Annotated in this window: 12 protein-coding genes and 1 riboswitch; of the genes, 11 read left to right on the plus strand and 1 reads right to left on the minus strand. The window is 69.8% G+C overall.

The genetic code is table 11. The features are described 5' to 3' along the window. Positions 1 to 2: 2 nt before the first annotated feature. Positions 3 to 1,268: an aminodeoxychorismate synthase component I gene (locus SREC43747_RS0104185; protein WP_029719895.1), complete on the minus strand. Its 1,266-nt coding sequence runs from the start codon at positions 1,266 to 1,268 to the stop codon at positions 3 to 5. 134 nt (positions 1,269 to 1,402) lie between these two features. Between SREC43747_RS0104185 and metG the strand changes: the two genes are divergently transcribed. From metG to SREC43747_RS0104240, 11 genes are all read left to right on the plus strand, one after another. Next, positions 1,403 to 3,199 carry a methionine--tRNA ligase gene (gene metG / locus SREC43747_RS0104190; protein WP_029719896.1) on the plus strand — a complete coding sequence of 599 codons (1,797 nt, stop codon included), beginning with the start codon at positions 1,403 to 1,405 and terminating at the stop codon, positions 3,197 to 3,199. A 76-nt stretch (positions 3,200 to 3,275) separates the two neighbouring features. Then, positions 3,276 to 4,106 (plus strand): TatD family hydrolase, encoded by an 831-nt coding sequence (locus tag SREC43747_RS0104195; RefSeq protein WP_029719897.1) that lies wholly within the window; start codon positions 3,276 to 3,278, stop codon positions 4,104 to 4,106. 86 nt (positions 4,107 to 4,192) lie between these two features. Beyond that, on the plus strand, positions 4,193 to 4,339 hold the full coding sequence (locus SREC43747_RS21250; protein WP_160173005.1) for a hypothetical protein: 147 nt from the start codon (positions 4,193 to 4,195) through the stop codon (positions 4,337 to 4,339). A 482-nt stretch (positions 4,340 to 4,821) separates the two neighbouring features. Then, positions 4,822 to 6,303 carry a resuscitation-promoting factor gene (locus tag SREC43747_RS0104205; protein WP_029719898.1) on the plus strand — a complete coding sequence of 494 codons (1,482 nt, stop codon included), beginning with the start codon at positions 4,822 to 4,824 and terminating at the stop codon, positions 6,301 to 6,303. 81 nt (positions 6,304 to 6,384) lie between these two features. After that, positions 6,385 to 7,239, plus strand: coding sequence for a 16S rRNA (adenine(1518)-N(6)/adenine(1519)-N(6))-dimethyltransferase RsmA (gene rsmA, locus SREC43747_RS0104210; protein WP_029719899.1), 855 nt, complete (start codon positions 6,385 to 6,387; stop codon positions 7,237 to 7,239). Positions 7,240 to 7,433: 194 nt separating this feature from the next. After that, a riboswitch (SAM riboswitch) is annotated at positions 7,434 to 7,523 on the plus strand. Between the two features lie 229 nt (positions 7,524 to 7,752). Next, entirely contained in the window at positions 7,753 to 8,772 is a 1,020-nt protein-coding gene (locus SREC43747_RS0104215) for a methionine ABC transporter ATP-binding protein (protein ID WP_029719900.1), read from the plus strand. Further along, positions 8,769 to 9,452, plus strand: coding sequence for a methionine ABC transporter permease (locus SREC43747_RS0104220; protein ID WP_029719901.1), 684 nt, complete (start codon positions 8,769 to 8,771; stop codon positions 9,450 to 9,452). The genes SREC43747_RS0104215 and SREC43747_RS0104220 overlap by 4 nt, the downstream gene beginning before the upstream one ends. 82 nt (positions 9,453 to 9,534) lie before the next feature. After that, positions 9,535 to 10,323, plus strand: coding sequence for a MetQ/NlpA family ABC transporter substrate-binding protein (locus SREC43747_RS0104225; protein WP_236623018.1), 789 nt, complete (start codon positions 9,535 to 9,537; stop codon positions 10,321 to 10,323). A 142-nt stretch (positions 10,324 to 10,465) separates the two neighbouring features. After that, positions 10,466 to 11,422, plus strand: a complete 957-nt coding sequence (locus tag SREC43747_RS0104230; RefSeq protein WP_201768627.1) for a 4-(cytidine 5'-diphospho)-2-C-methyl-D-erythritol kinase — start codon at positions 10,466 to 10,468, stop codon at positions 11,420 to 11,422. Between the two features lie 49 nt (positions 11,423 to 11,471). Continuing rightward, the gene (locus SREC43747_RS0104235) at positions 11,472 to 13,259 is read left to right on the plus strand and encodes an ABC-F family ATP-binding cassette domain-containing protein (RefSeq protein WP_029719904.1); all 1,788 of its coding nucleotides are present in this window, start codon (positions 11,472 to 11,474) and stop codon (positions 13,257 to 13,259) included. Between the two features lie 48 nt (positions 13,260 to 13,307). Further along, the coding region (locus SREC43747_RS0104240; protein WP_037331311.1) for an AMP-binding protein at positions 13,308 to 14,364 on the plus strand (1,057 nt) is incomplete at its 3' end.

Genomic DNA, 14,364 nt, shown 5'->3' on the forward strand with positions numbered 1-14,364 from the left:
GGCTACTCGAGCAGGGAGAGGACGGGGGCGGCTTTGGTCAGGCACTCCTGCCACTCCTGCTCCGGATCGGAATCGGCGGTGACGCCGCCGCCCACCCCGAGCTGCATCTGCCCGTCGGCGAGCTCGAGGGTGCGGATGGCCACGTTCAGCTCGAGACCGGCGATCGGGGAGACCATCCCGATCGCTCCGCAGTAGACGTCGCGCGGTGCTTCTTCCAGCTCGGCGATGATCTCCAGGGCCCTGGGCTTGGGCGCCCCGGTGACCGAGGCCGGCGGGAAGGCGGCTTCCAGCAGAGCGGAGTTGGGCAACTCCGGCGGGAGCTCGGCGCGCACGTCGGAGACCAGGTGCCACACGCCCGGATGCGGCTGCACGTCGAGCAGCGCGGGCGTGGTGACCGTTCCGGTGCGGGCCACCCGGCCGAGGTCGTTGCGGGCCATGTCCACGATCATCACGTTCTCCGCGACGTCCTTCGCCGAGGAGCGCAGGCGGGCGGCGTTGCCGTCGTCGGCCGGGCCGCGCCGCGGCAGGGTGCCCTTGATCGGGCTGGAGGTCACCACGTCCCCGTGCCGGGCCAGGAAGAGCTCCGGGGACAGCGAGACGAGCGCACCCCAGTCGCCGGTGAGGAAAGCCGCGCGAGCCGGGGTGAACCGCTGGACACCGGCGGCGAAGACGTCGGCCGGTTCGCCGTGGAACGGCACGGCGAACCGGGTGCAGATGTTGGCCTGGAAGATCTCCCCGGCCGCGATGGCTTCCACGCAGGCCCGCACCGCTTTGCGGTGCCGGTCGGCCGAGGGCCGCTGGATGCCGCCGGCCCGGTGCGGCTCCGGCGGCGGGGCCGGGGTGCTGATCGCCTCGGCCAGCTCGGCCGCGGAGCGCGGCGAGATCGGGTGCAGCGATTCCAGCCACCACCGCCCGGTCGGGTCCTGGCGCAGCACCCGGTCGGTCCAGCCCCACGCCGCCGCCGGCATCCGGCCCCGCCGCGCAGCGGCCGCCGGGCCGGTCAGCTCGTAGCCGAGGAAGCCGATCCAACCGCCGCCGACCGGGCCGGGAGCGCCCGTTCCGGCGCCGACGTCCAGCTGGGACAGCGCCCGGTGCGGTGCGGTGGCGGTGATCTCGACCGAGGGGGCGATCACCGCGCCGCCGCCGAACCAGTCCCCGGTCAGCGCGGCCGGTGGTGGGAGGCCGCGGGAACGGGTGTGCCGCACCAACCGGCGCAGCACCTCGGCCGGCGACGCATCGCATTCGACTGGGCGGGTGAACGGCTGCACCTCTCCAACACTAGGGCCGCTCGGGAGGTGCTCCGGCCGCAGCCGGCACCCGGTCCGGGGAACTCCGCCGGGCCTCGGCCGGTCGGGCGCGACCCGCTCGAAGTCGCGCCTGCGCAATCCGTAGGCTGGACACCATGAGTACCTCTGTGTTGACCGCTGTGGCCTGGCCTTATGCCAACGGTCCGCGACACATCGGGCACGTGTCCGGTTTCGGTGTGCCGTCGGACGTGTTCTCGCGTTACCAGCGAATGGCGGGCAACAAGGTGCTCATGGTGTCCGGTACGGACGAACACGGCACCCCGATCCTGGTGCAGGCGGAGAAGGAGGGGAAGACCCCCCGGCAGACCGCCGACAAGTACAACCGGATGATCGCCGAGGACCTGCACGGCCTCGGCCTGTCCTACGACCTGTTCACCCGCACCACCACCGGCAACCACTACAAGGTGGTGCAGGAGCTGTTCCTGGCGCTGCACCGCAACGGCTACATCCTGCCGCAGACCACCACCGGCGCGATCAGCCCGTCCACCGGGCGCACGCTGCCGGACCGCTACATCGAGGGCACCTGCCCGATCTGCGACTACGACGGTGCTCGCGGGGACCAGTGCGACAACTGCGGCAACCAGCTGGACCCGGCCGAGCTGATCAACCCGGTTTCCCGGATCAACGGGGAGAAGCCCGAGTTCGTGGAGACCGAGCACCTCTTCCTGGACCTGCCGGCGTTCACCGACTCGCTGGGCAAGTGGCTGTCGACCCGCACCGACTGGCGGCCGAACGTGCTGAAGTTCGCCCAGAACCTGGTGAGCGACATGCGGCCCCGGCCGATCAGCCGCGACCTCGACTGGGGCGTGCCGATCCCGCTGGAGGGCTGGCGGGACCAGCCGATGAAGCGCTTCTACGTCTGGTTCGACGCGGTCATCGGGTACTTCTCCGCCAGCGTCGAGTGGGCCCGCCGGAGCGGCGACCCGGACGCCTGGCGGCAGTGGTGGACCGACCCGGACGCCAAGGGCTACTACTTCATGGGCAAGGACAACATCACCTTCCACGCCCAGATCTGGCCGGCCCTGCTGATGGGGCACAACGGCCAGGGCGACAAGGGCGGTGAGCCCGGCCCGTACGGCGAGCTGAACCTGCCGGGGGAGATCGTCTCCAGCGAGTTCCTCACCATGAGCGGCTCGAAGTTCTCCACCTCCCGCGGCACCGTCATCTACGTGCGGGACTTCCTGCGCGAGTTCGGCCCGGACACCCTGCGCTACTACATCTCGGTGGCCGGCCCGGAGAACCAGGACACCGACTTCACCTGGGAGGAGTTCGTCCGGCGGATCAACTTCGAGCTGGCCAACGAGTGGGGCAACCTGGTCAACCGCTCCATCTCGATGGCGGCCAAGAACAACGGGGCGATCCCGGCCCCCCGGGCGGTCCAGCAGGCCGACGAAGAGCTCAAGGCGATGGCCCGCAACGCCTTCGACGTGGTGGGCGGGCACCTGCAGCGGTCCCGCTTCAAGGCGGCGGTGCAGGAGGCCATGCGCGTGGTGGACGCCGCCAACAAGTACCTGTCCGACCAGCAGCCGTGGAAGCTCAAGGACGACCCCGATCGCCGGGACACCGTCCTGCACACCGCGCTGCAAGTCGTTTCCGACGCCAACACGCTGCTCACGCCGTTCCTGCCGCACTCCGCGCAGAAGGTGCACGAACTGCTGGGCGGCACCGGCGTGTGGGCCGCGCAGCCGGAGCTGCGGGACGTCACCGACCTGGACGACGAGTCGGTGCAGTACCCGGTGCTGATGGGGGACTACGAGGCCGAGCAGGCCAAGTGGGAATCGGTCGAGATCGAGGTGGGGCGACCGCTGAACAAGCCCAAGCCGCTGTTCGCCAAGGTCGACCCCGAGCTGGCCGAGACCGGCCCGGAGTGGGCGCCGATCCAGAACTCGTGAGCAGTGCGCTGTTCGGCCGGCCGTTCCCGCCGGGGGCGGCCGGCCGGGCCGTGCCGCGGCACCGTGGTGGGAGCGAATGGGCAAGGGCGACAAGAAGAAGGAATTACCGCCGGTTCCGGAGGCGCTGACCGCCTCCGCGGTGGACGCGCACACCCACATGGACGCGTGCGGTGCTCGCACGGCGGAGGACGTGCGGGCGATGGCGGACCGGGCCGAGGCCGCCGGGATCGGCCGGCTGGTGACCGTTGCCGACGACATCGCTTCCGCGCAGTGGGCGGTGGAGGCGGCCAGCTGGGACGAGCGGGTGTTCGCCGCGGTCGCCCTGCACCCCACCCGCGCCAAGGACTTCGGCGACGCGGAGCGGGCCGTGCTGGAGAAGCTGGCCGACCAGCCCCGGGTGGTGGCGGTCGGGGAGACCGGGCTCGACTACTACTGGGACTTCTCACCGCCGGAGCCGCAGCAGGAGGCGTTCCGCTGGCACATCGACCTGGCGAAGCGGTGCGGCAAGCCGCTGATGATCCACGACCGGGACGCGCACGAGGACGTGCTGCGCATCCTGGAGGAGGAGGGCGCCCCGGGGACGGTGATCTTCCACTGCTTCTCCGGTGACGCCGAGTTCGCCCGGGCCTGCCTGGACGCCGGCTACGTCCTGTCGTTCTCCGGCACCGCGACCTTCCGCAACGCCAAGGGGGTGCGGGAGGCGGCCCGGATCTGCCCGGTGGAGCAGATGCTGGTGGAGACGGACGCGCCGTTCCTGACGCCCCACCCGTACCGCGGGCGTCCGAACGAGCCCTACTGCGTCAACTACACGATCCGGGACCTGGCCGAGTTGCGGGGCGTGGAGCCGGCGGAGCTGGCCGCCGCCACCACCGCCACCGCGGAGCGGGTGTACGGGCTGGGGCAGTAGTCCCTCGATCGCCCGGCGGTGCTGGCCGGGCTCCGTCCTTCACCCTGCCGGGGGTGGTTGCGCGCGCTCGGGCGCGGTGACGTAAAGTGATCAACTGGTTGCCGATCATGAAATCCGCTCGGCGCGCGGGGCCGTTCTTCCCGGCGGGGATTTCCGGATTTCCCGGAAGGAGCACGGGTTCGGGCGGCGAGAATTCGCCGGGTGTCAACGTGCACGGCCGCCGTTTTTCGTGATGCGCATCATTTCGGTTGTGCGCTGAATTCGATTTTCCCGGTGCAATATCTCACCAAAATTCCTGCCGTGGAAAAGTAACGCTGCCGGGTTGATACCGCCGAACGGACTAATTTGCCGAGGTGTTGATCGCTCTGCGTGCCCGATTCCTCCCTCGGAGGTGGGTAAGGGGTCTCGTGGCCCCGTCGAGGGGGTCCTTGGCTGGCATCGGTAGATCACGCTAAAGTCTCGGCTCCGTAACCGATGACAACCAGTCATGGGTAACACCCGCTAGTCGCCGCCGGTGTACGTCGGGGAAGCGGGCTCGGGCAGCTCCGGGTCCGTTTGGACGGCGCTTGGCTACGGGAGTCGGATACACAAGCGAAGCACGAAGGTCACGCAACCGCGTGCGGAGAGGGAGTTTGCGAAACATGGAGGAGTTCCGCGGCTTCCTCGACGCGCACACGCGCGGGTGCGACTTCCGCCTTCGGGAGGTAACGACCCTGTGAACGGACGCGGCGAGCCCAGTGGCAGTACCTACGGCAACGACGACTACTGGGCGGATTCCTTTGATGCGGCAACGGACTGGTTCGCCCCGGTGAAGACGGAGGCCCGCACCTCGGTCGGTCTGCTGGACCGCCCGGAGACGCAGGGCTACCCGGCCAGCGACCACCCCAGCTTTCCCCCCGGCGCGCTGAAGATCACGCCGGAAGACGTCTACGAGGCCCTCGGTGCTGAAGCCGAGGACATGCTGGCCACGGCCGAGATCGACATCGACGAGGTCATCCGGCTGCTGAACGCCGAAACGACCGTTCTCCCGCCGCTGGAACTTCCGGAGGGCCTGCCGGAGACCGACGGCTCGGACACCCCGCCCCCGGAAGTCGTCGAAGCGATCGCTTCCTGGAAGCGCCGGTTCATCAAGGGCGCGGTGGCCAGCGTGCTGGTCACCATGACCGGTGCGGGCGGGGCTGCCGCGGCGATGGACAAGTCGGTCACCGTCGAGATCGACGGCACCGAGCGCACGGTCAGCACCTACGAGTCCACCGTCGGCGAGGTGCTCGAGGACGAGGGCATCCAGGTCGGCAAGCACGACGCGCTCAGCCCGTCGCTGGACGCCAAGGTCGGGCACGGCGACACCATCACCCTCGAACGCGGCCGGCTGCTCAAGCTCACCGTGGACGGCGAGCAGCGGGAGGAGTGGGTCCGCGCGGTCACCGTCGAGCAGGCGCTGCGCCAGCTCGGCGTGGACGCCCAGGGCGCTTGGATCTCGGCCGACCGCAACATGACCGTGCCGGTCGAGGGCATGGAGCTGTCGGTCAAGACCGCCAAGACCATCACCCTCATCGACGGCGATCAGCCTCCCCGGGAACTGACCACCACCGCGGTCACCCTCGACGAGCTGGCCAAGGAGCAGGAGCTCCACCTCGGGCCGGACGACGAGATCTCCGGCAGCGACCAGAAGATCACCGACGGCACCGAGGTGCGGATCACCCGCAACAGCACCACGGTCGTCAACGTGACCGTGTCGGTCGACCCGCCGGTCAAGGAGATCGTCGACGAGACGATGTTCAAGGGCGAGGAACGGGTCAAGGACCCGGGCAAGCCCGGCGAGAAGATCGTGTTCACCCGCGTCATCAAGCGCAACGGCGAAGAGGTCGGCCGCGAGGTGATCGACGAGCGGATCGTCCGCGAGGCCGAGCCGAAGATCGTCATCGTCGGTGGCAAGGAACCGCCGAACAGCGCGGTGTGGGACAAGCTGGCTTCCTGCGAGTCCGGCGGCAACTGGGCGACGAACACCGGCAACGGCTACTACGGTGGCCTGCAGTTCGACAAGTCCACCTGGGACGCCTACGGCGGCTCGCAGTACGCTGCCTACCCGCACCAGGCCACCCGGGAGCAGCAGATCGCGGTGGCCGAGAAGGTCCGGGCCGACCGCGGCGGCTACGGGGCTTGGCCGTCCTGCTCGTCCCAGCTCGGCTTGAGCTGATCAGCGCAGATCGCGAGGGCAGCTCCCCGGAGCGACGGGGGGCTGCCCTGCTGCTTCCGCAGCGCAGGTACTTTTTTGGCTGTGGACCAGCAGGCAACGCTGCTCGGTCCGGCCGATGTGCGTCGGCTGGCCGAGGAACTCGGACTGCGGCCGACCAAGAAGCTCGGCCAGAACTTCGTGCACGACCCGAACACGGTGCGGCGGATCGTGGCGGCCGCCGAGGTCGGGCCGGATGACGTGGTCGTGGAGGTCGGTCCGGGGCTCGGCTCGTTGACCCTCGGGCTGCTGCCGCAGGTGCGGTCGGTCGTCGCGGTGGAGATCGACCCGTTGCTGGCCGGCCGGTTGCCCAAGACCGTCTCGGAGCACGCCGGCGGACTCGCCGATCGGCTCCAGGTGCTGGAGCAGGACGCGTTGCGGGTGCGTGCCGAGGACTTCCCGCAGCCGCCTACCGCGCTGGTGGCCAACTTGCCGTACAACGTGGCGGTCCCGGTGGTGCTGCACCTGCTGGCGGAGCTGCCGTCGCTGCAGCGGGGGCTGGTCATGGTGCAGTCGGAGGTGGCGGAGCGGTTGGCGGCCAAGCCCGGCAACCGGGTTTACGGGGTGCCCAGCGTGAAGACCGCTTGGTTCGCCGATGTCCGCCGGGCCGGTCCGGTGCCCCGCAGCGTGTTCTGGCCGGTTCCCAACGTGGATTCGGGGCTCGTGGCGTTCACCCGCACCGATCCGCCGGCCCGGGTGCCGCGGGAAGCGGTTTTCCGCGTCGTCGACGCGGCTTTCGCGCAGCGCCGCAAGACGCTGCGGGCGGCGTTGTCGGGGTGGGCGGGTTCGGCGGCCCGCGCCGAGGAATTGCTGAAGCGGGCGGGTATCGCTCCGTCGACCCGCGGGGAGCAACTCACGGTGCACGATTTCGCACGGATCGCGCAAGCCGCTCAGGAGTGAGGCGAAAAGCACACTTCAATCCCTCGCTCGGTCCTCGTGCTTCCCGTTCCCCTTGCTGGTGCGCAAAGTCGTTGCGTCGATTGGCCGATTGTTGCAAGGCGGTTCGGCCAGGAGCATTGATTTCGGCTTCATTGCCGAAAAGTGACTAGTATCAACTTGCGCCGGAATCCGCCAGTGGGGTCTACTATCCGGGAAATCCATCCCGAGCGGCCGAGAGACCTGGCTCTATGACGCCGCAGCAACCACCTGGAACAGGCAGGTGCTAACGCCAGGAGCGATGGAGTTGTGGTGTTGCGAACGCTGTCCGCTAGCCCGCGTGTCGAGCTGAGTCGTTCTGCGGAGTTTGAACAGGTATTCCGCCTCCTGTTGTTGACACAGCGTCGAGTGATTGATCACGGGCGGCGCACCACCACCGCTTGTTGTGGCCGGATGTGACTCGAATCTCTGTCCGTCCTGCCCTTTTTGGCCTGCGCCGGCTGCGACAGGCCATCGCGAGCTGATGTGGAGCCGAACGTGATCACTGTCGAGAATCTGGTCAAGAGTTTTCAGACCGGCAACGGGACTGTCCGGGCGCTGGACGGGGTTTCGATGGAGGTGCCGGCCGGAGCCGTTTGCGGCGTGGTCGGCCCCAGCGGAGCCGGTAAGTCCACTTTGGCCCGTTGCGTCGCGTTGCTGGAGAAGCCGGACAGCGGCGCGATCCGGGTTGATGGCGTGGATCTCGTCTCGCTGAGCGGGAAGGCCCTGCGCGCCGCGCGCAGGCAGATCGGCGTTGTGCCGCAGGGGGATTCGCTGCTGCGCCAGCGCACCGCGGCGGGCAACATCGCGCTGCCCCTGGAGGCGGCCGGAGTTCCTGGCGCGCAACGGCGCAGCCGGGTCGCGGAGCTGCTCGACCTGGTCGGGTTGACCAGCAAGGCCTCGGTGTACCCCGACCAGTTGTCCGGCGGACAGCGGCAGCGGATCGCCATCGCCCGAGCCCTGGCGGCCAAGCCGTCGGTGCTGCTGGCCGATGAGCCGACTTCCGCGTTGGACCCGGCCACCACCGACTCGGTGCTGGCCGTGCTCGACCGCGCCCGGTCCGAGCTCGGCGTGACGGTGCTCATCGTCACGCACGACATGGCCGTGGTGCGCCGGATCGCCGACGACGTCGCGGTCCTGGAAGACGGGCAGATCGTGGAGAACGGCAAGGTGCTGGACCTGGTCGCCGAGCCGGGCAGCCGGGTGAGCTCCGCGCTGCTGCCGGAGACCGACCAGGCCGACCTGTACAAGTCGACCGGCGGCAAGCACGACGTGGTGGCCGAGGTCGTGCTGGTCGGCTTCGCCGCGGTCGGCGCGCTGCTGCCGGAAGCTTCCAGCCGGTTCGGCGTCGAGCTGTCGATCCTGGGCGGCGGGCTGACCAGGCTCGGGGACACGCCGGTCGCCAAGTTCAAGATCGGCCTGACCGGCGAGCGTTCCGAAGCCGCCTTGAAGTGGATGATCGAGCGGGACGCCCACGTGCGTCGCGCTCCGGTGTGTGTTGACGGAGCTGCTGCGTGAACGACGTGACCCCCTGGCCGGAGGTCTTCGAACTGCTCGGTGAGGCGACGGTGGAAACCGTCTACATGGTCGCCGTGTCGACGTTGCTCGCCGTGCTCGGCGGGCTGCCGCTCGGCGTCCTGCTGCACCTCTCCTCACCGGTCGGCCTGAACCCGAGGCCGGTGCTGTACCGGGTGCTCGGGGTCGTGGTCGACGTGGTGCGGTCGGTGCCGTTCGTGGTGCTGCTGGTGGTGCTGGCCTCGTTCACCCGTTTCCTGGTCGGCACGTCCATCGGCAGCACCGCGGTGATCGTGCCGCTCACCATCGGTGCGGTGCCGTTCTTCGCCCGGCTCACCCAGAACGCGCTGCGCGAGGTGAGCTACACCGTGGTGGAAGCGGCCATCACCACAGGGGCCAGCCGGTTGCGGATCGTGTGGACAGTGCTGCTCGGGGAAGCGCGGGCGGCGCTGGTCGGCGCGGTCGGTGTGACCGCCGTCGCCTTGATCGGCTATGCCGCGATGGCCGGCGCGATCGGCGGCGGTGGCCTGGGCACCACGGCCATCCAGGACGGCTACCAGGGCTACGACGACCGGATCCTGTACGGGTCGGTGGTCGTGCTCGGTGTGCTGGCCTTCGCCATGCAGGTGATCACCGACCTGATCGCCAAGCTGGTGGACCGGCGCCGCACCACGGCGGCCTAGCTCGCTGCGCCCTGACCGGGCCTGCCGAAGCCATCTCCTACCCCAAGTGAGGACCAATTCGATGCGGTTACGTATAGCTGGCTTGTTCGCTGCCGTGGGTTTGGCGCTGACCGCCTGCGGCGGGGGCGGCACGGAGGCCGCCGAGGATCCGGAAGCCCCGATCAAGGTCGGCGCGTCCCCGACTCCGCACGCGGAGATCCTGGAGTTCGTGGACAGGGAGCTCGCGCCGAAGGCCGGGATCGACATCGAGATCGAGCAGTTCAGCGACTACAACCGGCCGAACGACGCGCTGCGCAACGGGGAGCTGGACGCCAACTACTTCCAGCACAAGCCGTTCTTGGAGAAGTACAAGAACGAGCGCGGCGGTGAGTTCGTCTGGGTCGCCGACGTGCACCTCGAGCCGCTCGGCGTGTACTCGAACAAGCACCAGGACCTGGACTCGCTCCCCGACGGGGCCAAGATCACGGTGCCCAACGACCCCTCCAACCTGGCCCGTTCGTTGAAGCTGCTGGAGAGCAACGGCCTGATCGAGCTCAAGCCGGGGGTCGGGGAGAACGCCACCGTCCGGGACATCGCGGAGAACCCGAAGGACCTGAAGATCCAGACGCTGGCCGCGGACCAGCTGCCCAGGACCGTTCAGGAAGCCGACCTCGCCGTGGTCAACGGCAACTACGCGATCAAGTCCGGGCTGACCAACCCGCTCGTGCTGGAGAGCGCGGACGACAACCCGTACACCAACGGTCTGGTGAGCAGCCCGCAGATGGCCGACGACCCGCGGGTCCAGAAGCTGGGCGAGCTGTTGCGCTCCCAGGAGGTCAAGGACTTCATCAACCAGAAGTACGGCGGGGTGGCTGTGATTCCGGCCGCATGAGCGGATCACGCGTTCCCGGAGCGTCCGCGCCACGTGGTGCGGACGCTCCTTCTTTTCACCTTGCGGAACGCGTTCGTGGGCCGATCTTCGGGGAAGGGAGCATGGGGGCGGCGAGGACACGTACGCTCTAAGAGTGCTCTCCGTGGTTCCGACGCCCATCACTGTCCGGGTTCCGGCCAAAGTCAACTTGCACCTGTCGGTAGGTGACGTTCGCCCGGACGGCTATCACGAGCTGGTCACCGTGTTCCAAGCGCTGTCCCTGGTCGACGAGGTCACGGTGGTCACTTCGGACGAGCCCGGCATCGAAGTGCGCGGCGAAGGGGCTGACTGGGTGCCGACCGGCCCCAGCAACCTGGCCTGGAAGGCCGTGCAGCTGTTGGCCGAGTACAGCGGACGGGACCCCGAGGAACCAGGGGTGCGGCTGTCCATCCAGAAAGGCATTCCGGTGGCCGGTGGCATGGCCGGCGGCAGCGCTGACGCGGCCGGCACGCTGCTGGCGCTCAACAGCTTGTGGCGGCTGGAGCTGGGCCGCAACGAGCTGAGCGAGATGGCCGCCAAGCTCGGCAGTGACGTCCCGTTCGCCTTGCAGGGCGGCACCGCTCTGGGGACCGGGCGCGGTGAGAGCCTCGTCCCGGTGCTGTCCCGGCACACCTTCCACTGGGTGATCGCGCTGGACCGGCGCGGTCTGGAGACCCCGGGCGTGTACGCCGAACTGGATCGGCTGCGCCGGGAAACCCAGCCCAACCGGGTCGGGGACGCGGAACCACTGCTGGAGGCGCTGGCCACCGGCGATCCCCGCCAGCTCGCGCTGCTGCTGGGCAACGACCTGCAGGCCGCGGCGGTGTCCCTGCGGCCCGGGTTGCGGCGCACGCTGCGGGCCGGGGTGCAGGCGGGCGCTCTCGCCGGGATCGTCTCCGGATCCGGACCCACCTGCGCGTTCCTGTGCACCGACGCGGATTCCGCGGTGCGGGTGGCCGCGGAGCTGTCCGGTGCCGGGGTGTGCCGCTCGGTGCGGGTGGCCCACGGTCCGGTGCCCGGGGCGCGGTTCGTCACCGAGGACAGTTCTCCCCGGCCATCTCCGCCGCAGGTGCACGCCTGAAGGCGTCATCGGAGCTGGCACGCAGTACGGGAGCAGAGAACAGCACTTCATGAGCAATCTCGTCAATCTGGAAGCGGTGAACAAGAACTACGGCGTCCGCCCGCTGCTGGACAGCGTGTCGCTGGGCGTCGGCGCGGGTGACCGCATCGGGGTGGTCGGCCTCAACGGCGGCGGCAAGACCACCCTCCTGGAGGTGCTCTCCGGCATCGAGCCGCCCGACAGCGGTCGGGTCAGCCACGCCCGCGACTTGCGGATGGCGGTGGTGACGCAGCGCACCGAGCTGCCCGAGGACGCCACGGTGCGCAGCGCGGTGCTCGACCCGCACGGGTTCAGCGCCGAGCACGAGTGGGCCTCCAACCCGAAGATCCGGTCGGTGCTCAACGGGCTCGGCATGACCCGGCTCGGTCTGGACACCCCGGTGGCGGACTTCTCCGGTGGGGAGCGGCGCCGGGTGGCGCTGGCGGCGGCCCTGGTGCGCGACCTGGACCTGCTGGTGCTCGACGAGCCGACCAACCACCTCGACGTCGAGGGGGTCCGCTGGTTGGCCGACCACCTGCTGGAGCGCAAGTGCGCGCTGGTGGTGGTCACGCACGACCGCTGGTTCCTGGACACCGTGTGCAACCGCACCTGGGAAGTGGTGGACGGCCGCGTCGAGCAGTACGAGGGCGGCTACGCCGACTGGGTCTACGCCCGCGCGGAACGGGCCAGGCTCGCCCAGCAGGCCGAGGAGAAGCGGCAGAACCTGGCCCGCAAGGAGCTGGCCTGGTTGCAGCGCGGCGCCAAGGCGCGCACCTCCAAGCCGCGGTTCCGCGTGGAAGCGGCCGAAGCGCTGATCGCCGATGTCCCGCCGCCGCGGGACACCGTGGAGCTGGTGACCTTCGCCAAGCGCCGGCTGGGCAAGACCGTGCTGGAGCTGGAGGACGTCGACCTGCGGGTCGACGGCCGGGAGCTGCTCAGCGACCTCACCTGGCGGATCGGCCCGGGGGATCGGATCGGGCTCGTCGGGGTCAACGGCTCCGGCAAGACCACCCTGCTCAACCTGCTGGCCGGGGAGCGCGAGCCCGACGGCGGCAAGCGGATCGAGGGCAAGACCGTCCGGATGGCCCACCTCACCCAGGAGCTGCACGACCTGCCGGGCCACTGGCGGGTGCTGGAAGCCGTGGAGAACGTCGCCAAGCGGATGACGCTGGGCAAGCACGAGCTGTCGGCCTCCCAGCTGGCCGAGCGGTTCGGGTTCGGCAAAGGTCGGCAGTGGACGGTGGTGGACGACCTCTCCGGCGGCGAGCGGCGCCGGTTGCAGCTGGCCCGGTTGTTGATGGGGGAGCCGAACGTGCTGCTGCTCGACGAGCCCACCAACGACCTGGACATCGACACCCTCCAGCAGTTGGAGGACCTGCTGGACGACTGGCCGGGCACGCTCGTCGTGGTCAGCCACGACCGGTACCTGATCGAGCGGGTGTGCGACAGCGTCTACGCGCTGTTCGGGGACGGCAAGCTCACCCACCTGCCCGGTGGCATCGACGAGTACTTGGAGCGCCGGAAGTCCCTGCTAGCGGCGGAGCAGTCCGGCGGTGGCACCAAGCAGGCCGCGCCCGCCGCCGAATCGGGCGGGGGACTGTCCGGGGCGGAAGCGCACGCCGCCCGCAAGGAGATGTCCCGCTGCGAACGGCAGCTGGACAAGCTCGCCGGCAAGGAGGAGCAGCTGCACGAGAAGCTGGCCGAAGCCGCCACCGATCCGGAGCGGCTGCAGGAGCTCAACGCCGAACTGCGGGAGCTGGAGCGGGAGAAGGAACAGCTGGAAGCGCGCTGGCTGGAACTGGCCGAGCAGCTCGGCTGACCGGCGGTCGCCAGCGGTCGAGGACTGGAAGCCCATAAGCTGCCTGGCATGAGCCGTTTCGTGGAAACACTGGTCGAGTCCGCCCGGCGGAACACCGGTGAGCGGGCCCGCGGGCTGGTCACCGGGGAACCGGACGAGCCGCTCCGGCGGACTTGGGGAGAACTGCACGACCAAGCGTTGCGGATGGCCGGCGCGCTCGGGGACGACCTCACCCCGGGGACCGCCGTGGCGATCCTCGCCGCCGATCCCGGGCTGATCGCCCCCGCCGTGCAAGCGGTGTGGCTCGGCGGCGGCAGCGTCACCATGCTGCACCAGCCCACGCCGCGCACCGACCTGGGCCGGTGGGCCGAGGACACCGTGCGGGTGCTGCGGATGATCGACGCCCGCCTGGTCCTGCTCGGCTCCCCGTTCGAACAGCTGGCCGACGTGCTCGCCGAGAACGGGGTGCGGTACCGGATGCTGGCCGGGTTGGACGCGGCGGACGCCCAGCCGCTGGCCGAACCGGTGCCGGTGGACGAGGACACCACGGCACTGCTGCAGTTGACCAGTGGATCCACCGCCGAGCCCAAGGCGGTGCGGATCTCGCACGCCAACCTCTACGCCAACGCCCAGGCGATGGTTTCGGCAGCGGAACTGCGCCCCGAGCGGGACGTGGTGGTCTCCTGGCTGCCGCTGTTCCACGACATGGGGATGGTGGGCTGCCTGACCGTTCCGATGATGGCCGGCATCGAGGCCGTCAAGGTGACCCCGGCGGACTTCCTGGCCCGCCCGCTGCTGTGGCCGGAGCTGATGAGCCGCTACCGGGGAACGGTCACCGCCGCCCCGAACTTCGCGTACGCGGTGGTCGGGCGCCGGATGGCCCGCGCCGAGGACGGTGCCTTCGACCTCTCCAGCGTCCGCTTCACCCTCAACGGGGCGGAACCCATCGACGCCGAGGCGGCGGAGCAGTTCGTGCGCGCCGGTGCCCGCTTCGGGCTGCGGGAGGACTGCATGGTGTGCGCGTTCGGGATGGCCGAAGCCACCCTCGCGGTCTCCTTCTCCCCGCTCTACCAGGGCGTGCGCACCGACGTGGTGGACGCGGACGAGCTGGAGCAGCAGCGGCGGG

The sequence above is a fragment of the Saccharopolyspora rectivirgula DSM 43747 genome, from assembly GCF_000497205.1.
Classification (GTDB): domain Bacteria; phylum Actinomycetota; class Actinomycetes; order Mycobacteriales; family Pseudonocardiaceae; genus Saccharopolyspora; species Saccharopolyspora rectivirgula.

What these genes read in the sequence shown, in the direction of transcription:
- SREC43747_RS0104235 (WP_029719904.1), top strand. Translation starts at nt 11,472, where the DNA reads ATGAGCAATCTCGTCAATCTGGAAGCGGTGAACAAGAACTACGGCGTC.
- metG (WP_029719896.1), top strand. Translation starts at nt 1,403, where the DNA reads ATGAGTACCTCTGTGTTGACCGCTGTGGCCTGGCCTTATGCCAACGGT.
- SREC43747_RS0104195 (WP_029719897.1), top strand. Translation starts at nt 3,276, where the DNA reads ATGGGCAAGGGCGACAAGAAGAAGGAATTACCGCCGGTTCCGGAGGCG.